The organism is Pseudomonas sp. NCCP-436 (assembly GCF_019656335.1).
Classification (GTDB): Bacteria; Pseudomonadota; Gammaproteobacteria; order Pseudomonadales; family Pseudomonadaceae; genus Aquipseudomonas.
On sequence record NZ_BPLZ01000003.1, the window covers coordinates 68341 to 87324 of the forward strand.

An 18984-nucleotide genomic window follows, 5' to 3' on the forward strand; every position below is an offset into this window, starting at 1 on the left:
ACGCAAGCGTAACCAGAACATCACACAGACGACACCAACCTACCAGACACTGCGGGGATGAACAGCTCATCCCTACATCTGGCTCTGGTCAGCGAAACCTTCGCTCCCGAGATAAACGGCGTGGCCAATACCCTCGGCCAGTTGGTTCGCGGCTTGCGTGCCCGCGGCCACCGGGTGCAACTGATACGCCCCCGGCAAAAGGCTGATCCGGCAGCATCTGAGGACGCGGATCAGTTGCTGACCCGTGGCTGCCCGCTGCCGGGCTATCCAGGCTTGCAATGGGGGCTTCCAGCTCGACGCAGGCTGCTGCGAGAATGGCGACAACAACCACCGGATCTGCTCTACATCGCCACAGAAGGCCCGCTTGGCCTGTCCGCACTGCGAGTTGCGAAACACTTGGCAATTCCAGTGGTGAGCGGTTTTCACACCAATTTCCAGCAGTACGCCGGACTCTACGGCATCACTGCCCTCACGCGACTGCTGACACACTACCTGCGCCACTTCCACAACCGCACGCAACTGACTCTGGTACCCAGTAGTAGCCAGATGACTGCGTTGGAGCGGCGCGGCTTCCAGCGATTGGCGCTACTGGCTCGTGGCGTCGACAGTCAGCTGTTTCATCCCGGCCGCCGCTGCGATGCTCTGCGTGCCAGTTGGGGACTGCACCCCGACGACCTGGCGCTGCTGTATGTCGGCCGACTGGCAGCGGAGAAAAACCTCGGCCTGCTGGTTCAGACCTTTCATATGCTGCGCCAGCGTTACCCCCAGCGCCGTCTGCGCCTGATTCTGGTAGGCGATGGCCCGCTGCGCGCACAGCTTCAGACTCGACTGCCGGACGCCCTGTTCTGCGGCATGCAACACGGCGAGGTGCTAGCCCGGCACTACGCCTCAGGAGATCTGTTTCTGTTTCCCAGCCTGTCGGAAACCTTTGGCAACGTGGTGCTGGAAGCCCTGGCCTCCGGCCTGGCCGTGGTAGCCTTCGATCAGGCCGCTGCAGCCCAGCACATCGCTCACCGACACAACGGCATGCTCGTACGCCCCGGCGATGCACAGGGCTTCGGCGAGGCAACCGCCGAGCTGCTGAGCGAGGCGGAGCTGCTCCGCCAGGTTCGCCTGAACGCCCGCCGGCACGCCGCACCACTTAGCTGGGAGACCTTCGTAAGCAGCTTTGAGCGCTGCCTGTTCGATGTTCTGCTGGCGCGGGCAACCCCTATCAACGCAGCGTCTTCAGCGCCTCCCGGCTAAACGGCAGAATTTCCCGTTCACGCCCCTCGCGGATCTTCAGAGCCCAGTCCGGATCGACCAGCAGCGCCCGGCCCACCGCCACCAGGTCGAATTCCTCCCTGTTCAGGCGCTCCAGCAGGTTCTCGATGCTGGCCGGCTCGGCCACCTTGTCGGTATTGACCATGAACTGCAGGAACTCGCCATCCAGCCCGACGCTGCCGACGGTGATGGTCGGTTTGCCGGTGAGCTTGCGCGTCCAGCCAGCCAGATTGAGGTCGCTGCCTTCGAATTCCGGCTCCCAAAATCGACGGGTCGAGCAATGGAAGATGTCCACACCGGCCTCGGACAAAGGCTTGAGGAAGGCCTCCAATTGCTCCGGGGTCTGTACCAGGCGCGCGCTGTAGTCCTGCTGTTTCCACTGCGAGAAGCGAAATATGATCGGGAAGTCTGGCCCAACCGCCGCGCGCACAGCCCGGATCAGCTCGATGGCAAAACGCGAACGCGCAGCCAGGTCACCGCCGTATTGGTCGCTACGCTGGTTGCTGCCTTCCCAGAAGAACTGGTCGATCAGATAGCCGTGCGCACCATGGAGTTCTACGCCATCCATACCGATGGCCTTGGCATCGCGCGCAGCCTGGGCGAAGGCGGCGATCACCTCATCGATGTCGGCCTGGGTCATACCCTGCACTATTACCTGACCGTCTTTGACCTTCTCCATCGGGCCGTAACCGGGTACGGCCGGATCCGGCTCGGTGCCCAGACGGCGCACGTTACCCACGTGCCACAGCTGCGGAACTATCCTGCCGCCCTCGGCGTGCACCGCCTCGACCACCTGCTTCCAGCCGGCCAGAGCATCCTCGCCATGAAATCGCGGCACGTTCGGGTAGCCATTGGCCGCCTTGTGCCCAACGGTGGTGCCCTCAGTGATGATCAGGCCCACGCCGGCAGCAGCACGACGGCGGTAGTACTCGACGACCTTGGCGTTGGGCACGCCGCCGGGCGAGAAGGAACGGGTCATCGGTGCCATGACCACACGGCTCGGCAACTCCAGGCTACCGAGACGAAACGGAACGAACAGGGCTTGTACGGATGCGTTCATGAAGGATCCTCTGAGTGATCAGCCTGCAGCAAACGCTCCAGACGGATGATGAAAGCCTCCAGTGGCTGCAGACTACGACTGACTTTGAGCCGTGCCAGCACACCCTGCCAGGCATTGCTGATAAAGATCGCAAGGTTGTCGCAATCCTCGTCGAGCGGAAGTTCACCGGTGCTCTGTGCCTGATTCAGGCAATCGCGCAGGATATCCACCGCAGCCTGCTGGATGGCCTCGACCTCGGCACCGATGGCCAGCAGCATCTCGCTCATTTCAAAGCTCAGGCTACCGATAAAACAGTGATACTGCGCTATCTCCTAGCGGGCGAAATACGCCAGCAGGTCACGGTAATAATCGAGAATGCGCGTCCGTGGACTCAGCGCCGGGTTGTTCAGCGCCTTGGCATAACGTGCCAGGCGCGGCCGATAGATAAAGGCCAGCGCCTGCAGGGCGAAGTCTTCCTTGCTGGCGAAGTAGTGATAGAAACTGCCCTTGGGAATCCCCGCCGCCCGAACAATCTCCTGTACCCCGGTTCCATGGTAGCCGTGGCGGATCATCGCCGCCGAGCCCCTACTCAGGATCAGGTCGCGCTTGTCGGATCGAATGCTGTTCATGAAGGCAAGGATATGACCGGTCGTCTCACCCAACCCAGCACTATTGATAAGGTTGATCAGGCGTCACAGGTCAACACGGACCAACATGACAAGCGCAGAACGCGTCAGGGCTGCAGCCAGACCAGCGAGACAAAACGCCCGGTGCGGGCGCTGCGGCGATAGGAATAGAAACGCGGATCGCCATATGTGCACAGCCCGCCACCGCTGACCGCGGTCACGCCCACGGCGGCCAGGCGAATACGTGCCAACTGATAGATGTCTGCCATGAACTTGCCGGGCGCGATACCCGGAACGAATGCGCACTTCGCATCGGCATGACGCCCGACAAAGGCCTCACGCACTTCGGCACCGACCTCGAAAGCCTGCGGGCCGATGGCCGGACCAAGCCAGACCAATAGCTCCTCTGGTGCAACATCCAGCGCCCTGACGGTGGCCTCCAGTACGCCGCCGGCTAGCCCGCGCCAGCCGGCATGCGCGGCCGCCACACGGGTTCCGGCACGATCACAGAACAGTGCCGGCAGACAGTCGGCCGTCATCGCCGTACAGGCGACACCAGGCGTTGCCGTCCAGTTGCCATCAGCCTCGGCAACCTGAGCCGGATTGGCCTCGACCACGCAGATACCATGCACCTGGCGCAGCCAGGCCGGACGACAGCCAAACACTTCAAGCAGATGTCCACGGTTGGCGACTACCGCCGCCGGATCATCGCCCACATGATCGCCCAGGTTGAACGTATCGAAAGGCGCGACGCTGACACCGCCACTGCGCGTAGTGACGCAGGCACGCACATTGGCCGGCGCCGGCCAATCGGGTATCAGCCAGTCATGCGTCGTCACCCGACGAAGGCCTCACGATCCTGACGCAGCAGGGTCAGTAGCCAGACCAGATCCTCCGGCAGCGGCGACTCCCACTTCATACGCTGCCCGCTGGCAGGGTGCTCAAGCTCGAGGAAACGTGCGTGCAACGCCTGACGAGGAAAGGTCTTGAGACTCTGCACCAGAGTCTGACTGGCGGCCGGCGGAATACGGAAGCGCCCGGCGTAGAGCGGATCACCCACCAGCGGATAACCCACATGGCTCATATGCACGCGAATCTGGTGGGTACGCCCGGTTTCCAGCTTGACCCGCACATGGGTGTGCGAGCGGTAACGCTCCAACACCCGGTAATGCGTGACGGCCGGCTTGCCGCCGTCGGTAACGGCCATGCGCTGACGCTGGCTGGAACTACGCCCGATGGGTGCATCGATGGTACCGCCGGCAGTGATCACGCCGATGCAGACGCATTCGTAGATACGACTGACGCTGCGTTTTTGCAGTTGCTCGACCAGAGCGGTCTGCGCCTGCAGGGTCTTGGCTACCACCATCAGCCCGGTGGTGTCCTTATCCAGACGGTGCACGATGCCGGCACGCGGCACGTTGACGATATCCGGCACATGGTGCAGCAGCGCATTGAGCAAAGTACCGTCGGCATGCCCGGCAGCAGGATGTACCACCAGGCCGGCCGGTTTGTCGATGACCAGCAGGTGCTCATCCTCATAGACAATATTCAGCGCAATGTTCTGCGCCACCCACTCGCCCTGAGCCTCCTGCTCGGCTTCAAGCACCAGCAGCGAACCGGCATGCACGATGTCACGCGGGCGCGCCACGGCGCCATCGACCGTCAGCCGGCCATCCTTGATCCAGCCGGACAGGCGCGAGCGCGAATAGTCACCGAACAGCTGCGCTGCGACCTGGTCGAGGCGTTGCCCGCCCTGTTCGAACGGCACTTCGGCCCGGAGTTGGATCAGCTGTTTGTCTATAGAAGTCATCGTCGGCAGCGGCGGGCGCCTGGCCTTTGGTTTCGGCGACAGGCTTGTGGTTAAATACGGCGTCTTTGCCCCAGGGTTTGCCAGGGGCGCCCATCATAACAGGACGGCTGCGCAGCCGTCACAGGGACGCAAGCCGCCATGCAAGTGAAACACCTGCTGCTGATCGCCATCCTCGCCCTTACCGCCGCCTGCTCCTCGAAGCAGCCGGAGGTCGACGAAAACCTCAGCGAGGCGGAGCTGTACCAGCAGGCCCAGGCCGATCTGGACAACCGCAGCTATACCCAGGCCATCTCCAAGCTCAAGGCGCTGGAATCGCGCTACCCGTTCGGCCGCTACGCCGAGCAGGCGCAGCTGGAGCTGATCTACGCCTACTACAAGAACTCCGAGCCGGAGGCCACCAAATCCTCTGCCGAGCGTTTTATCCGCCTGCACCCGCAACACGCCAACGTCGACTATGCCTACTACCTCAAGGGGCTGGCTTCCTTCGACCAGGATCGCGGCCTGCTGGCGCGCTTTCTGCCGCTGGACATGACCAAGCGCGACCCCGGGGCCGCCCGCGACTCCTACAACGAATTCGCCCAGCTCACCAGCCGCTTTCCGAACAGCCGCTACGCGCCAGATGCCAAACAGCGCATGATCTACCTGCGCAATCTGCTGGCTGCCTACGAAGTTCACGTTGGCCACTACTACCTCAAGCGTCAGGCCTACGTGGCCGCCGCCAACCGCGGCCGCTATGTGGTGGAAAACTTCCAGGAAACTCCGTCCGTTGCCGATGGCCTGGCGATCATGACCGAGGCTTATCAGCGCCTGTCATTGGATGACCTGGCTGCCAACAGCCTGGAAACCCTGAAGCTCAACTACCCCGATCACCCGACCTTGGAAAGCGGCCAGTTCGTACCCCGCGAAAAAGAGGCAGACAACCGCTCCTGGCTGGCCAAGGCCACCCTCGGCCTGATCGAAACCGACACGCCCCTGCCACCGGGTGAAACCCGTGCCAGCCAAGACGTGATCCGCCAATACGAGGACGCCGAGCAGCAGATCCCGGCAGAACTACAGCAGGACGCCAAAACCGGCGAAACCGCGAAGAAGCGCTCGATCTGGAGCTATCTGACCTTCGGCCTATTCGACTGACCGGCACAGCAGTACATCAGGGAGGCTACGGCCTCCCTTTTCGTAGCTGCGCCCGGCAAAGGTACGGGAATCAGCGCACAGCCTGTCCGCACACTACTGTGCCGGCCGCACCAGCTTGGCTAAACTGACGACCTTTCACCAACCATCAAGAGTGCATCATGGGTCTGTTCCGCCTGCTGTTCTGGGTCGCTGTGATCTTCGCCGCGATCTGGATCTGGCGCCGCTACATCCGCGGCCCCAAGCGCCCAAGCCGAGCCACATCCGGCGAGGAAGCATCACCAATGGTTCGCTGCGCCCATTGCGGTGTGCATGTACCGCAGCATCAGGCGCTGGAACTGGATCAACGCTGGTACTGCAGCCGGCAGCATCTTGAGCAGGGTCCACAAACTGGTGATCGCTGACGGCAACCTGCGCAACCGAGCCCAGGGCTTGCGCATCCTCAGGCTCTATCACTTCTATCGCCTGAGCATCGGACTGGCGCTGATCCTGCTGATTTCCAGCAACCTGGACGAGCAACTGCTGGATGTCGCACATATCCAGCTGTTTCGCGCCGGAAGCTGGATCTACCTGATCCTTAACATCCTGATTGCCGTACTGGTGCAACAGCCCAGGCACCTGATGCAACTATTCAGCCTGGCGCTGGTCGACATCATCTTTCTTTCAGCGCTGTTCTACGCAGCAGGTGGCACACCCAGCGGCATCGGCAACCTGCTGGTGGTAGCAGTGGCCATCGCCAACATCCTGCTGCGCGGCCGCATTGGCCTGCTGATCGCCGCGATCGCCGCCATTGCACTGATCTACCTGACCTTCTACCTCAGCCTCAGCCGCCCTGAAGCTACCGCTCAATACGTACAAGCCGGGGCATTGGGCGCCCTGTGCTTTGCCGGCGCACTGTTCATCCAGGGCATCACCCGCCGCCTGCAACTGAGCGAAAGCCTGGCCGAACAACGGGCTGCCGTCGTGGCAAATCTGGAAGAGCTCAACGAGCAGATCATCCAGCGCATGCGTACCGGCATTCTGGTGCTGGATAGCCAGCATCGCGTGCTGCTGGCTAACCAGGGCGCCAAGCAGTTACTCGGACATCAGGAGCTGACCGGCAAGATCATCGACCCGCTGAGTCCCGATCTGGTCAAGCGCCTGCACCAGTGGCAGCACAACCCTATCCTGCGCCCGGACAACCTGCAGGGCCGGGCCGACGGCCCCGTGCTGCAACCCAGCTTCATTGCCCTGCAGCGCGGCAAACAGCAACACACGCTGGTATTCCTCGACGACATCTCACAGATTGCCCAGCAGGCCCAGCAACTCAAACTCGCCTCGCTCGGTCGCCTGACTGCCGGCATCGCCCATGAAATCCGCAATCCACTAGGTGCGATCAGCCATGCAGCACAACTGCTGCAGGAGTCCGAGGAGTTGCAAGGACCGGATCTACGCCTGGCACAGATCATCCAGGATCACTCCAAGCGCATGAATCTGGTGATTGAGAACGTCCTGCAGCTATCTCGAAGGCGCCATGCCGAACCCCAGCTACTGGATCTGAAATACTGGCTGCACCGCTTTGCCAGTGACTTTCGCAATTCGGCCCCGAACGATCGGCAAATCCACCTGGAAACCCAGGGCGGCAGCCTGCAGACCCGTATGGATCCACACCAGCTGACCCAGGTGCTGACTAACCTGGTACAGAACGGCCTGCGCTACAGTGCCCAAAAACACCGGACCGGCCAGGTTTGGTTGCGCCTGTTCCGCGACCCGGACAACGATCTGCCAGTACTGGAAATCACCGACGACGGTCCAGGCGTACCGCCAGAACTTGAACAGCACCTATTCGAACCCTTCTACACCACCGAGAACAAGGGCACTGGTCTGGGCCTGTACATTTCCCGGGAGCTTTGTGAAAGCAACCAGGCCCGTTTGGACTACAAACCCCGCGAAGAGGGCGGCAGTTGCTTCCGCATCACCTTCGCTCATCCGCGAAAACTGAGCTGACCATGACACGCCAGAGAGCCCTGATCGTCGACGACGAACCCGATATCCGCGAGCTGCTGGAGATCACCCTAGGACGGATGAAGCTGGATACTCGTAGCGCCCGTAACGTCAAGGAAGCCCGTGAGTGGCTGTCGCGCGAACCCTTCGACCTGTGCCTTACCGACATGCGCCTGCCCGACGGCACCGGTCTGGAGCTGGTGCAATACATTCAACAGCGTCATCCGCAAGTTCCGGTGGCCATGATTACCGCCTATGGCAGCCTGGATACTGCGATCCACGCACTCAAGGCTGGTGCTTTCGACTTCGTCACCAAGCCAGTCGACCTCGCCCGCCTGCGCGAGCTGGTGACCGCCGCACTGCGCATTCGCTCCCCGGAGGGCGAAGAAGAACCGATCAACAGTCGCCTGCTGGGCGACTCGCCACCGATGAGGGCTCTGCGCAAGCAGATCCAGAAACTGGCACGCAGCCAGGCACCTGTATACATCAGTGGCGAATCAGGCAGTGGCAAGGAGCTGGTGGCCCGGCTTATCCATGAACAGGGCCCGCGCGCTGAGCAGCCCTTCGTGCCGGTGAACTGCGGTGCGATTCCGTCGGAACTGATGGAAAGTGAGTTCTTCGGCCACAAGAAAGGCAGCTTTACCGGCGCCATCGAGGACAAACAGGGGCTGTTTCAGGTCGCTCATGGCGGCACCCTGTTCCTCGACGAAGTGGCCGATTTGCCACTACCGATGCAGGTCAAACTGCTACGCGCGATCCAGGAAAAGGCCGTGCGCGCCGTCGGCGGCCAGCAGGAAGTGGTGGTAGACGTACGCCTTCTCTGCGCCACCCATAAGGATCTGGCCGCCGAGGTAGCCGCCGGCCGCTTCCGCCAGGATCTGTACTACCGCCTCAACGTGATCGAGCTGCGCGTGCCACCGCTTCGTGAACGCCGCGAAGACATAGCCCACCTGGCCAGCGTCATGCTCGCTCGCCTGGCTGAGTCCTGCGGCCAGCCCCCTGCCCGGCTGCACCCTGACGCCCTGGAAAAACTGAAGAACTATCGCTTTCCGGGCAACGTACGGGAGCTGGAAAATATGCTAGAGCGCGCCTACACCCTGTGCGAGGACGACCAGATCACTGCCAGCGATCTGCGCCTGGCCGACGCCTATGCAACTGCCAGTGACAGCAATGAGGCCAGCCTGGCACAGATCGACAACCTCGAGGACTACCTTGAGGACATCGAACGCAAGCTGATCATGCAGGCTCTGGAGGAAACCCGCTGGAACCGCACCGCCGCCGCCCAACGCCTGGGCCTTACTTTTCGTTCGATGCGCTACCGTCTGAAAAAGCTCGGAATCGACTGAGCCAGCCGGAGTGGCAACGCACCGACAGTAGCCGTACAGATACCTAGCCGACTGCCAGACGTCGACTCGGTACGTAAGGACTCGGATCCACGACAGGCTCACGTCCCAGCATCAGGTCAGCCAGCAGTCGGCAGGACGCCGGAGCCAGCACCAGTCCATTGCGAAAGTGCCCGCAGTTGAGCCACAAACCGGGATGCGAGGCCAGCTCACCGACAAAAGGTATACCCTCCGGAGAGCCTGGCCGAAGGCCCGCCCAGTGCCCTACCACCTCGGCCGTGGCGAGCGCCGGCAACAAGGTTTCGGCCGATGCCTTCAGGCTCGCCAGCGCTTCCTCCGTCGGCGTTTTGTCGAACCCAGCATACTCCAGGGTACTGCCAACCAGTACATGCCCGTCACGCCGCGGAATCGCATAGCGTCCGCCGGCCAGCACCATGCTTGGCAAAAAACTCTCGGCGCAGCGGTAGAGGATCATCTGCCCCTTGACCGGCTCGACCGGCAGCATCAGACCCAACTGCTGCAGCAACTCGCCACTCCATGCTCCTGTGGCCAGCACCACGCGCTCAGCCAGCAGATCACCATCCGCCGTCTGCACGCCGCAAATCCGCCCTCCCCTGTTGACAAACCCGGTTAGCGCGCAGTGCTCACGCAACTCGACACCAGGCATGACGGTCAGAGCCGCCTTCAGTGCCTTGACCAGACGCGGGTTGCGTACATTGGCCACATCCGGCATATGGATGGCTCGGGCAAAGCCATCCCCCAGAACCGGCACCTGACGGCGCACCTCGGCGATATCCACCCGCCGTAGCAAACGCCCTTCGCGCTCGGCCCAAGTCAACGCCTGGCACTCGTCATCCAGATCCAGCCAGTACAAGCCAGTGACATGCACCTCCGGATCGCAGCCGGTTTCATCCAGCAACTGCCGTCCAAGGTCTGGGTAAAAATCCTGCGACCAGTGCGCCAATGCCGTCACGGCCGGACTATAGCGCCAGGGATAGAGCGGCGAAACAATCCCTCCTCCGGCCCAGGAGGACTCGCGTCCGCTGCCCTGTCGTTCCAGCAGCAGAACCTCCTCACCTGCCTGCGCCAGCAACCTAGCCGAGAGCAGCCCCAACGCGCCCCCTCCCACAACAATGGTACGACTCACCTGACCCCCGATTTGCAAAGACCTAGAACAGCGACTACATCCTTAAGGCTGGCGCCAGGAAGGCACCAGTAGCACATAAGGGACTATACCGATGAAAGGACGCTTTCAGGATGCTCTCAGCCTGACCGAACTGCTCGTAACCCTGGCTATTTTCAGTGCAGGGTTGGCGATAGCCGTTCCGGCTTACTCCACACTGAAGCTGCAGAGCCAGCACAACGCTCTGCGCGAACAGTTGCATGCCTCACTCAACCACGCCCGGCTCCAGGCCGTGCTACGCCGCACCAACGTCAGACTCTGCGGATCGGCTGACGGCCTGACCTGCGACAACAACTGGAGCCGGGGCTGGCGCATATACCTGCCCGGCAAAACCGAACAAACATTACAGATCCAGCGCTTCGAAACCTCTTCGACACTGCGCTGGAGTGGCTTCGAAAGCAGCCTGAATTTTTACAGCAATGGCACAACACCTACGGGCAATGGACGCTTCTTTCAGTGCCGGGATTCGGAAATTTCCTGGCAACTGATCATCAACCGTCAGGGCCGTGTAAGACAAGCCAGACATGCCGAGAACAAGGCCGAGGCTCATCGCTGCTCGTCCTGAAGATCATTGCACCAAACTGACATGGTGCCAGTGAACCTGCAGCTCATCGCCCCCAGGCGACCAACCGTCCCGCTACGGCAGACATCCCAAATGACCTGCAGCAGTATTTGCTCGGATTTCCACAAGGAGCAAATCATGTCACGGCCTCATGGCATGCACGGATTCAGCCTTATCGAGCTGCTGATCGTAGTGGCCTTGCTGTCGATCGCTGCCGGAGTCGCGCTTCCAGGCTTTACCCGCATGATCGAAAACAACCGGATTGAAGCGCAGGCGCAGACTCTCAACAGCCTTCTGCAATACGCACGTTCCCAGGCGATTGTCCGCCGATCCTCGGTGCAATTGAGTAGAGATGCAGCGACCTCTTCCACTCCCAGCCCGGAATGGGTAGTGACCAATCTTTCCGACAACAGCGTGTTGCGCCGGGAACAGCTGAACGCCGGGCACGCCCGGGTGCTCAGTGCAGGCAACCCGAACGATGCGTCTGTCGAAGTGAAGGTCATCTACACCAGCAGTGGCTCTGTGGAAACTGCCGACAATCTGGTCATCTGCCAGGGTGACAAGCTCGCTTTCGCCTACCTTATCGCCATCCAGCCAAGCGGCAGTACTCGACTAATGCCACGCGGCAAGAGCGACATGAAGGAGACCCCCCTTGATCCGGCAACATGGAAAGGCTGCGCACTATGAAACAGATGAATTGCAACAGCCGGGGCTTCAGCTTCATCGAGGTGCTGGTCACTCTGGTACTGCTGACCATCGGAGTACTTGGCATGGTGGCCATGCAGGGTCGGGGTATCCAGCTCACCTCAGACTCGGTAGCCCGCAACAACGCAGTCATGCTAGCCACGGATCTGCTGGAAAAAATGCGCGCCAACCCGGCTCGTATGACGCAGTTTGTTCTGGATGAACTCCCGGACGCAGGAGCCTGCGAAGGCGAAGAACCCAATACCCCGATCCAGGCCGATGATGTCAAGCGGCAACTGGCCTGCTGGAGTCAGCAGGTACGCACCCTCCTGCCCGGCACGGACGGCAATGGGGAAGACGCCAAAGCCGTACGCCAGGCGTTCCGGGTCTGTCGCTCGAAAAAGCCAGGTGAATGCAGTGACGGCTCAGCAGTCGAGATCCAGGTCGCCTGGCGCTCAAATGGCGAGGCCTGCGGCACCGAAAACAACGATGCTCGCTTCATTTGTCGCTTCACTTTGCGCGGGGAGCTTTGAACATGCACAAGCAACACGGCATTTCCATCATCGAAATGATGGTCGCCCTGCTCATCAGCAGTTTTCTGATCCTGGGTATCACCCAAGTCTATCTGGACAACCGGCAAAACACCCTGTTCCAGCAAAGCCAGGGCAGCAATATCGAGAATACGCGATATTCCATTCTGATTCTGGAGCAAACCCTGGCCAAGACAGGCTATCGTCGGCGCCCCGATGATTCCATGGAATCTGCATTTCCCCAAATCAGCACCCCCTGCGCAATGGAAGCGGGTCAAACAGCCAAAAAACTGAGTGCAACATCCTTCTGTGTCCGGTACCAGCCAGCTTTTCCTTCGACACGCAGCTGCGACGGCAACATTCCGGATGCGGCCAATGCAAGTAAAAGCCCCTATCAGCCTCGTGAGGCTTTCGTCGAAGTATTTGATCTGCAAACAGGGGAACTTCGGTGCAATGGGCAGACCATTGCCAGCGGCATCACTGCTATCAACTTTCTTTACGGCTACAACCAGAACGAAGAAAAGGAAATCCGCCAGTACAACGACGAGCCGGGAACAGGAAACATTCGTGCCGTGCAGTTTTCCATCATGGCCGCCAGTGATGCGGAAGTCGGCAAGACTGCAGGCAGCGTCGTCTACAAGCACTGGTTCGGAGAAGAGCCGGATGACAAGCGCCTCTACACCATGCTCTCCAGCAGCACCAGCATGAGGAACCTGATGCCATGAACAACTTTCAGTACCTTGGCCGGCGCGCCAGCCAGAGGGGAGTCAGCCTCCTGGTAGCTCTGGTCTTTCTTCTGGTAATTACCGTTATTGCCATTGCCAACATGCGTGAGGTCAGCCTGGAAGCACGTATTACCGGCAATATGATCGAGCAAAAACAACTGCTCAATATCGCTGAAGCCAGCGTTCGGGACGGAGAGCGGCGCACCCTGTTCCTTGGTCCACACGAACCTGCGGAGGATTGCAAGGATCTGGAGCCGGGCGAGTTATGCCTGCTGCATCGCACCCCGGATTATGCCGTCAACACCGATGATGGCGCCCAAAAGTACTCCCCTGGTGATGACACGGTTCTTTCCGATTACGCCTCTGCCAATTGGTATGCGCAGATAGCCCCTGGTGGAGAGTTGCAGGGCGAGTCGGAAAATCCGGAATACGGCAACATGCTTCTGGGTATCGGCGTATTCCGTTATGAGATTACCGGAGCAGCCAGTAGCAACGGCCTCAACAGTGCCGTTCGCTCGACTGTGGCACTGAATGCCAAGGGTCGGATTGAACGAGAGTAATGATCATGCCCGTCATGTTATATACACGGAACACTGCCATGAGCGTATCCCCAGCTTTCACAAAAAGCCTTCTGAGCACACTAGGCTTCTTTATTTATTTTTCTGGTGTCATGCAAGCCAGCGCTGCAGCGCTTAACGTCAGCCAGAAGCCGCTGATGCTGACGGAAACCGTTCCGCCAAACCTGATTGTGACGCTGGACGACTCCGGCAGTATGCGCGAGGCTTTTACTCCCGAATCGATCGATGGAAACAGAGACACGCGTCGGGCCAAGTCATCCACCTTCAACTCGATGTACTACAACCCGGCGGTCACGTACCAGATCCCGAGAAAATACGATGCCAACGGCACTGAGAACGGTACCTACAGCACCTCGTTTACGAATGCCTACTATAACGGGTACAAGTCGAATCTAGGCGGTCTCGACCTGCGCACCGGCTATCGCGTGTCCTGGTGGTACAAACCCACTGTGGCTCATAGCAACACGTTCACGGCAAACGATCCCGACTATAGCTACCGTCAGTTCGCCGATAACCCCACGACTGACTTCAATTTCGATAGCGGAAACTTCGACGGCCCCGCCACAAATGGCCAATCGCATACACGAACCTCCGGAGGACACACGTACACCGTAACCCGCACAAGCAGCGGTTGTACGGTTAGTTTCGCCCACACTACGCCCTACAACGTCAGCTGTACCCGAACGAACAATACCTATAGGGTAAGAAGGGCAAGTAACTCGACGCAGACAGGCGTCCCCGCCTACTACTACACCTTCAATCCTGCACAATGCACCTCAAAGCTGACCACGGACGACGCCTGCTACAGACTGGTGTTCGTCTCGGAGACCTCCGGCATAGGAGGCACCGACGAGCGCCAGAACTTCGCCATCTGGTACTCGTTCTATCGCAACCGTGCCCTCGCCACCATGACGGCCGCGCGTATCGCCTTTGCCAACATGTCACCGTCGGCTCGACTAACCTGGCAGAGCCTGAACAAGTGCACCACTCTGGACAGCTCCAGCAACTGCAACGACAACCGCTTCCGGGAGTTTTCGGCAGCTCAGCGCGGTCGTTTTTTCTCTTGGCTTGACACTCTGGACTTCAACTCCGGTACGCCGCTACGTACAGCAATGGGACGTGCGGGCGAGTTTCTGAAGAAGCCTGTAGCCTGGCACAAGTACCCGAATGACAACAGCAAGACCAATACCACCGCGAACACTTACAGCTGCCGTCCGAGCTATCACGTCATGATGACCGACGGCATATGGAACGGTAATGACGGCTCTCCGTCAGACCCGCGGAAAAGCGATGGTGCGTCTTTCACCCTGCCCAACAACAGGACTTATACCACCTCGATAACGCCCTATGCGGATAGCACCAACAACACGCTTGCCGACCTCGCCATGCACTACTGGGCTACCGACCTGAATACCAACCTCAAGAACGACCTGAATCCTTATATCCAGTTCAAGAACGAGGACGCCACCACACAGTTCTGGGACCCGCGGAACAACCCCGCGACCTGGCAGCACATGGTCAACTTCACCATGGGCCTGGGCCTGACCCGCAGCCTTAGCGAAGCGGGAATCGAATGGCAGGGCAGTACCTTCGCCAGTGCTTCGAATGGCAATGGCTACGAGAATCTCAAGAACGGAACCGTCCCGTGGCCGAGCATCAATACGGGCACCGATGACCCCAAAAAGGTTTATGACCTCTGGCACGCGGCAATCAACTCCCGCGGCGAGTTCTTCAGCGTTGACAGTCCCGACGATATGGTCAAGGCATTCAAGGACATTCTGAACCGGATTGCCGACCGTACCACCACCTCGGCACGCCCTGCGGTCTCAGCGGCCTTTGTGGCCGACGGTGCTGGCGGCAGCCTGCACAGCAACGTCTACGCCACCCAGTTTTCCAGCGAGGACTGGAGTGGCGAGCTCAGTAAAACACTGGTAACCCAAGATAAGCTGACCACTTTGTGGAACACTCGAACGGCCAACCAGGGAGTCAATCCCGATAGCCGAAACATTCTTATGGCCAATCCAGGTCTGAGCGACAGCAAACTGAAGGCCTTTACCTGGAAAAACCTTTCCAGCGAGCAGCAGACAGCTCTCAATACGGATCCGGAAAGCTTGGTGAACAAACTGGACGGACGAGGCGAGCAACGGCTTGCCTATATCCGCGGAAGCCGGGCTCAGGAAGGCGAGAGCGCTAGCAGCTTCCGCAAACGCAATGCCAACACAGTTATCGGCGATATCGTCAACTCCAGCCCCGTGGTGGTGGGAACCCCTGCCTACCTGGCCTATCTGGCCGACTCGATAGAGCAACCGGATCGTAGCAACTACCAGAGTTATGCGACTTTCCGCGAGCAAAACCGCAAGGCATATACCAATAAGGACGGGCAGACTGCTGGCCGCAAGGAGATGATCTACGTCGGCTCCAATGACGGCATGCTGCACGGTTTCAATGCTGAGACGGGGGTCGAGGAGTTTGCCTTTATCCCCAGCGAAGTGTTCAAAAACCTTCATCGCCTTACCGGCAAGAACTACATCGGGGGTGAGCACCGCTTCTTTGTCGACGGAACCCCGATTGTCCGGGATGTCTACCTGAGCGATACCGACGGCTGGCGAACCGTGCTGGTCGGCACGCTGCGTGCAGGTGGCAAGGCACTCTTTGCTCTGGATATCACGGATCCGAACGCCATCAAGCTGCTCTGGGAATTCGACAGCACTGCCGAGGGTGGTGACGAGGATCTCGGTTATACCTTTGCCCAGCCGGAAATCGTGCGACTGCATACCGGTCAGTGGGCGGTATTGCAGGGTAATGGCTATGACAGCGCAAAAGACAAAGCAGCGCTGCTGATCATCGATATCAAGACTGGAGATCTGATCAAGAAGATCACTATCCCGGAAATTACCGAAGACAACATTACCCTGCCCAACGGGCTCTCCAGCGTACGTGGTGCCGATAACAACGGCGACGGCCTGGTGGACTACGCCTACGCAGGCGACCTGCTCGGCAACCTCTGGCGCTTCGACCTGGTAAAAACCACCAGCTCTGACCCAAACGAGTTGGAATATCTTGATGAGAAGGGCGTTCCAGTCAAAACCAACGACCCATTCAGCCGTTACCTGGAAGATGTCAAATCCACCAAAGTGTCCGATTTCACCCTGGCTTACGGTGGCAAGCCACTGTTCACTGCCAGGGATGAGAACGATAACTCCAAGCGCCGACAGCCGATCACCATTCAGCCGTCGCTGGTGCGTCATCCGACTCGTCATGGCTATCTCGTGCTGGTAGGCACTGGAAAGTACTTCGAAAACAGTGACGCCAACGTCGATACCAGCCGGGCCATGACGCTCTATGGCATCTGGGATCGCAATACCAAAAGGCAAAAGACTACGGCAAACCATCTGGTAGCCGAAAACCGCACCAAGCTGCTTGAACAGTCTTTCGCGTCTCAACACGACGGAGCCCAGTTCACCAACGAGGAAAATACAGCTACAACTAGCCGGGATATTCGTTTGCTCAGCGAGAACAAACCGAAGTGGTACAAGACCCTCAAGGACGAAGGGGTCTATCTGACAGCAACTGGCCAGGTCGACATGCAGGACGACCGAAACGTCATCGACTGGGGCTGGAAACTCGACATGACCGTGGAAGCCAAGCTGACTGGCGAGATGATCGTCAGCAACATGACCGCCAGCGGCTCCATTCTGTTCCTCAGCAGCCTGACCCCCAATCAGGATCCCTGCCAGGCAGGAGCAGATACCTGGCTCTATGCCGTCGATGCTTACAGTGGTGGCCGTACTCGCTTCAATGTCCTGGATCTCAACGCCGACAAGATGATCAGCTCACGCGACGAATATGGCGGCAAAACAATATCAGGCATGCGTTTCCCTGCCGTGGGTGGCTTTACCCTGGCCCCGGGCAACACGCTTTTCGGCAGCACCGGAGCGGCGGATCCCACGCTGGTAGGCGACGATCCCAACAGTCGCGGCCGTCAGAGCTGGCATATCATTCCCGAGGAGTACCAATGAAAAGGCAACAGCAGGCTTTCAGCCTGATCGAACTGATGCTGGCAGTAGCCATCGTCGGCATTCTGGCGGCGATCGCCATTCCCAACTATCAGGACTACATCACCCGGAGCAAACGCGCCGAAGGCATGGCGCTGCTTCAGGAAATGGCCGCCCTTCAGGAGCGTTTCTATGCCCAGAACGGTCGCTATGTAACCAGCAATAACGATATCGGTCGTCTGGCCAGCAGTACCAGCCAGGTTACAGGCAGCGGAAGCAGTCAGCGGATCCGCTCGGAGAACGGCTACTACCATGTTGCGGTTTCCAGTCAGGCTGGAGATGGCGGTTACACGCTTACAGCAGAACAGCAGATCGGTGATAGCCCCTGTGGCAACCTTACACTCAACGCGATTGGAGTGAAGGGACGAAGTGCCACTGGCTCAGATGCCAAAACCGTGGAGCAATGCTGGAAATAACCCTCTGCAAAAAAGAAAACCGGCTTAAATGGCCGGTTTTCTTTTTTGCTTGATTCACTATCTCTGCTTTCTTGATTCAGCCCCTGGATCACAGCAGTCAAAGCTGGCGAACACGCAACTCCTTTGGCATCGAGAAGGTTATGTTCTCTTCACGGCCATCCAGCTCGGTCTCAGCCTCTGCGCCCCAGGCGCGCAACTGTTCCAGGACGCCACGCACCAGAATCTCCGGCGCGGAAGCACCCGCCGTGATACCGACCTGGCCGACCCCTTCGAACCATTCACGACGCAGATCCTCGGCACCATCGATCAGATAGGCCGGCGTACCCATACGCTCGGCAAGCTCACGCAAGCGGTTGGAGTTGGAACTGTTGGGACTGCCGACCACCAGTAGCACATCACAGACACTGGCCAACTGCTTGACTGCATCCTGACGGTTCTGTGTGGCATAGCAGATATCGTCCTTACGCGGGCCGCCGATGGCGGGAAAGCGGCTGCGCAGCGCATCGATCACCTTGCTGGTATCGTCCATGGACAAGGTCGTCTGGGTGACAAAGGCCAGATGCTCAGGGTCACGCACCTGTAGCTCGGCCACATCGTCCTCGTTCTCGACCAGATAGATGGCGCCACCGTTGCTGGCGTCGTATTGGCCCATGGTGCCCTCGACTTCCGGGTGCCCTTCATGGCCGATCAGAATGCACTCGCGCCCTTCGCGACTGTAGCGGACCACTTCCATATGCACCTTGGTAACCAGCGGACAGGTGGCATCGAACACCTTCAGCCCGCGTCGTGCGGCTTCGTCGCGCACCGCCTTGGACACACCATGGGCGCTGAAAATGACAATGACGTCATCCGGCACCTGATCCAGCTCCTCGACGAACACCGCCCCACGGGCACGCAGATCCTCGACCACGAACTTGTTATGCACGACTTCATGGCGCACGTAGATGGGCGGGCCGAATACCTCCAGAGCACGGTTGACGATCTCGATGGCCCGGTCGACCCCGGCGCAGAAGCCGCGTGGATTGGCAAGTTTGATATGCATACTGGCTGTCCCGCTAC

The 18984-nt window shown here is 59.6% G+C and carries 17 protein-coding genes and 1 pseudogene; 12 read left to right on the forward strand and 6 right to left on the reverse strand.

Going from position 1 to position 18984, the window contains the following annotated elements:
• The first annotated feature begins 57 nt into the window (after window positions 1-57).
• A complete protein-coding gene (locus NCCP436_RS04350) occupies window positions 58-1245 on the forward strand; it encodes a glycosyltransferase family 1 protein (RefSeq protein WP_220802575.1) in 1188 nt (395 codons plus the stop codon).
• Here the strand turns inward: NCCP436_RS04350 and NCCP436_RS04355 are convergent.
• The 4 genes and pseudogenes from NCCP436_RS04355 to rluD form a co-directional block, all read right to left on the reverse strand.
• Complete coding sequence (locus tag NCCP436_RS04355; RefSeq protein WP_220802576.1) at window positions 1214-2323, reverse strand: NADH:flavin oxidoreductase; 1110 nt, start codon at window positions 2321-2323, stop codon at window positions 1214-1216. The genes NCCP436_RS04350 and NCCP436_RS04355 overlap by 32 nt on opposite strands.
• Window positions 2320-2931: pseudogene (locus NCCP436_RS04360) on the reverse strand (TetR/AcrR family transcriptional regulator). The gene NCCP436_RS04355 and the pseudogene NCCP436_RS04360 overlap by 4 nt, the downstream one beginning before the upstream one ends.
• A gap of 104 nt (window positions 2932-3035) precedes the next feature.
• Window positions 3036-3767 carry a peptidoglycan editing factor PgeF gene (gene pgeF / locus NCCP436_RS04365; RefSeq protein ID WP_220802577.1) on the reverse strand — a complete coding sequence of 244 codons (732 nt, stop codon included), beginning with the start codon at window positions 3765-3767 and terminating at the stop codon, window positions 3036-3038.
• Window positions 3764-4738 carry a 23S rRNA pseudouridine(1911/1915/1917) synthase RluD gene (gene rluD, locus NCCP436_RS04370; RefSeq protein ID WP_220802578.1) on the reverse strand — a complete coding sequence of 325 codons (975 nt, stop codon included), beginning with the start codon at window positions 4736-4738 and terminating at the stop codon, window positions 3764-3766. Before rluD ends, pgeF begins: the two co-directional genes overlap by 4 nt.
• 138 nt (window positions 4739-4876) lie before the next feature.
• Here rluD and NCCP436_RS04375 point away from each other — a divergent pair, with 138 nt between their 5' ends.
• The 4 genes from NCCP436_RS04375 (at window position 4877) to NCCP436_RS04390 (ending at window position 9195) form a co-directional block, all read left to right on the forward strand.
• Window positions 4877-5869 carry an outer membrane protein assembly factor BamD gene (locus tag NCCP436_RS04375; RefSeq protein WP_220802579.1) on the forward strand — a complete coding sequence of 331 codons (993 nt, stop codon included), beginning with the start codon at window positions 4877-4879 and terminating at the stop codon, window positions 5867-5869.
• Window positions 5870-6027: 158 nt separating this feature from the next.
• Entirely contained in the window at window positions 6028-6270 is a 243-nt protein-coding gene (locus tag NCCP436_RS04380) for a PP0621 family protein (RefSeq protein ID WP_220802580.1), read from the forward strand.
• Window positions 6260-7852, forward strand: a complete 1593-nt coding sequence (locus NCCP436_RS04385) for a PAS domain-containing sensor histidine kinase (RefSeq protein WP_220802909.1) — start codon at window positions 6260-6262, stop codon at window positions 7850-7852. Before NCCP436_RS04380 ends, NCCP436_RS04385 begins: the two co-directional genes overlap by 11 nt.
• A gap of 2 nt (window positions 7853-7854) precedes the next feature.
• Window positions 7855-9195 (forward strand): sigma-54 dependent transcriptional regulator, encoded by a 1341-nt coding sequence (locus NCCP436_RS04390; protein ID WP_220802581.1) that lies wholly within the window; start codon window positions 7855-7857, stop codon window positions 9193-9195.
• A gap of 43 nt (window positions 9196-9238) precedes the next feature.
• Here NCCP436_RS04390 and thiO read toward each other — a convergent pair whose 3' ends face one another.
• The gene (thiO, locus tag NCCP436_RS04395; RefSeq protein WP_259651439.1) at window positions 9239-10339 is read right to left on the reverse strand and encodes a glycine oxidase ThiO; all 1101 of its coding nucleotides are present in this window, start codon (window positions 10337-10339) and stop codon (window positions 9239-9241) included.
• A 91-nt stretch (window positions 10340-10430) separates the two neighbouring features.
• Here thiO and NCCP436_RS04400 point away from each other — a divergent pair, with 91 nt between their 5' ends.
• The 7 genes from NCCP436_RS04400 to NCCP436_RS04430 all read left to right on the forward strand — a co-directional run bounded on the left by NCCP436_RS04400 (window position 10431) and on the right by NCCP436_RS04430 (window position 17925).
• Window positions 10431-10940 carry a GspH/FimT family pseudopilin gene (locus NCCP436_RS04400; protein WP_220802582.1) on the forward strand — a complete coding sequence of 170 codons (510 nt, stop codon included), beginning with the start codon at window positions 10431-10433 and terminating at the stop codon, window positions 10938-10940.
• A 135-nt stretch (window positions 10941-11075) separates the two neighbouring features.
• Complete coding sequence (locus tag NCCP436_RS04405; protein ID WP_220802583.1) at window positions 11076-11624, forward strand: GspH/FimT family pseudopilin; 549 nt, start codon at window positions 11076-11078, stop codon at window positions 11622-11624.
• Entirely contained in the window at window positions 11621-12154 is a 534-nt protein-coding gene (pilV, locus tag NCCP436_RS04410; protein ID WP_220802584.1) for a type IV pilus modification protein PilV, read from the forward strand. Before NCCP436_RS04405 ends, pilV begins: the two co-directional genes overlap by 4 nt.
• A gap of 2 nt (window positions 12155-12156) precedes the next feature.
• A complete protein-coding gene (locus tag NCCP436_RS04415; RefSeq protein WP_220802585.1) occupies window positions 12157-12876 on the forward strand; it encodes a PilW family protein in 720 nt (239 codons plus the stop codon).
• On the forward strand, window positions 12873-13436 hold the full coding sequence (locus tag NCCP436_RS04420) for a PilX N-terminal domain-containing pilus assembly protein (RefSeq protein WP_220802586.1): 564 nt from the start codon (window positions 12873-12875) through the stop codon (window positions 13434-13436). Before NCCP436_RS04415 ends, NCCP436_RS04420 begins: the two co-directional genes overlap by 4 nt.
• Before the next feature lie 38 nt (window positions 13437-13474).
• On the forward strand, window positions 13475-17473 hold the full coding sequence (locus tag NCCP436_RS04425; protein ID WP_259651440.1) for a pilus assembly protein: 3999 nt from the start codon (window positions 13475-13477) through the stop codon (window positions 17471-17473).
• The gene (locus NCCP436_RS04430) at window positions 17470-17925 is read left to right on the forward strand and encodes a type IV pilin protein (protein WP_220802587.1); all 456 of its coding nucleotides are present in this window, start codon (window positions 17470-17472) and stop codon (window positions 17923-17925) included. The genes NCCP436_RS04425 and NCCP436_RS04430 overlap by 4 nt, the downstream gene beginning before the upstream one ends.
• 97 nt (window positions 17926-18022) lie before the next feature.
• Here the strand turns inward: NCCP436_RS04430 and ispH are convergent, their stop codons facing one another.
• Window positions 18023-18967 carry a 4-hydroxy-3-methylbut-2-enyl diphosphate reductase gene (gene ispH, locus NCCP436_RS04435; protein ID WP_220802588.1) on the reverse strand — a complete coding sequence of 315 codons (945 nt, stop codon included), beginning with the start codon at window positions 18965-18967 and terminating at the stop codon, window positions 18023-18025.
• Between the last annotated feature and the right edge of the window lie 17 nt (window positions 18968-18984).

Coding starts and splice junctions, on each gene's coding strand:
- NCCP436_RS04350 (WP_220802575.1), top strand. CDS start 58: ATGAACAGCTCATCCCTACATCTGGCTCTGGTCAGCGAAACCTTCGCT.
- NCCP436_RS04355 (WP_220802576.1), bottom strand. CDS start 2,323: ATGAACGCATCCGTACAAGCCCTGTTCGTTCCGTTTCGTCTCGGTAGC.
- rluD (WP_220802578.1), bottom strand. CDS start 4,738: ATGACTTCTATAGACAAACAGCTGATCCAACTCCGGGCCGAAGTGCCG.
- NCCP436_RS04375 (WP_220802579.1), top strand. CDS start 4,877: ATGCAAGTGAAACACCTGCTGCTGATCGCCATCCTCGCCCTTACCGCC.
- NCCP436_RS04380 (WP_220802580.1), top strand. CDS start 6,028: ATGGGTCTGTTCCGCCTGCTGTTCTGGGTCGCTGTGATCTTCGCCGCG.
- NCCP436_RS04390 (WP_220802581.1), top strand. CDS start 7,855: ATGACACGCCAGAGAGCCCTGATCGTCGACGACGAACCCGATATCCGC.
- NCCP436_RS04400 (WP_220802582.1), top strand. CDS start 10,431: ATGAAAGGACGCTTTCAGGATGCTCTCAGCCTGACCGAACTGCTCGTA.
- NCCP436_RS04405 (WP_220802583.1), top strand. CDS start 11,076: ATGTCACGGCCTCATGGCATGCACGGATTCAGCCTTATCGAGCTGCTG.
- pilV (WP_220802584.1), top strand. CDS start 11,621: ATGAAACAGATGAATTGCAACAGCCGGGGCTTCAGCTTCATCGAGGTG.
- NCCP436_RS04415 (WP_220802585.1), top strand. CDS start 12,157: ATGCACAAGCAACACGGCATTTCCATCATCGAAATGATGGTCGCCCTG.
- NCCP436_RS04420 (WP_220802586.1), top strand. CDS start 12,873: ATGAACAACTTTCAGTACCTTGGCCGGCGCGCCAGCCAGAGGGGAGTC.
- NCCP436_RS04425 (WP_259651440.1), top strand. CDS start 13,475: ATGAGCGTATCCCCAGCTTTCACAAAAAGCCTTCTGAGCACACTAGGC.
- NCCP436_RS04430 (WP_220802587.1), top strand. CDS start 17,470: ATGAAAAGGCAACAGCAGGCTTTCAGCCTGATCGAACTGATGCTGGCA.
- ispH (WP_220802588.1), bottom strand. CDS start 18,967: ATGCATATCAAACTTGCCAATCCACGCGGCTTCTGCGCCGGGGTCGAC.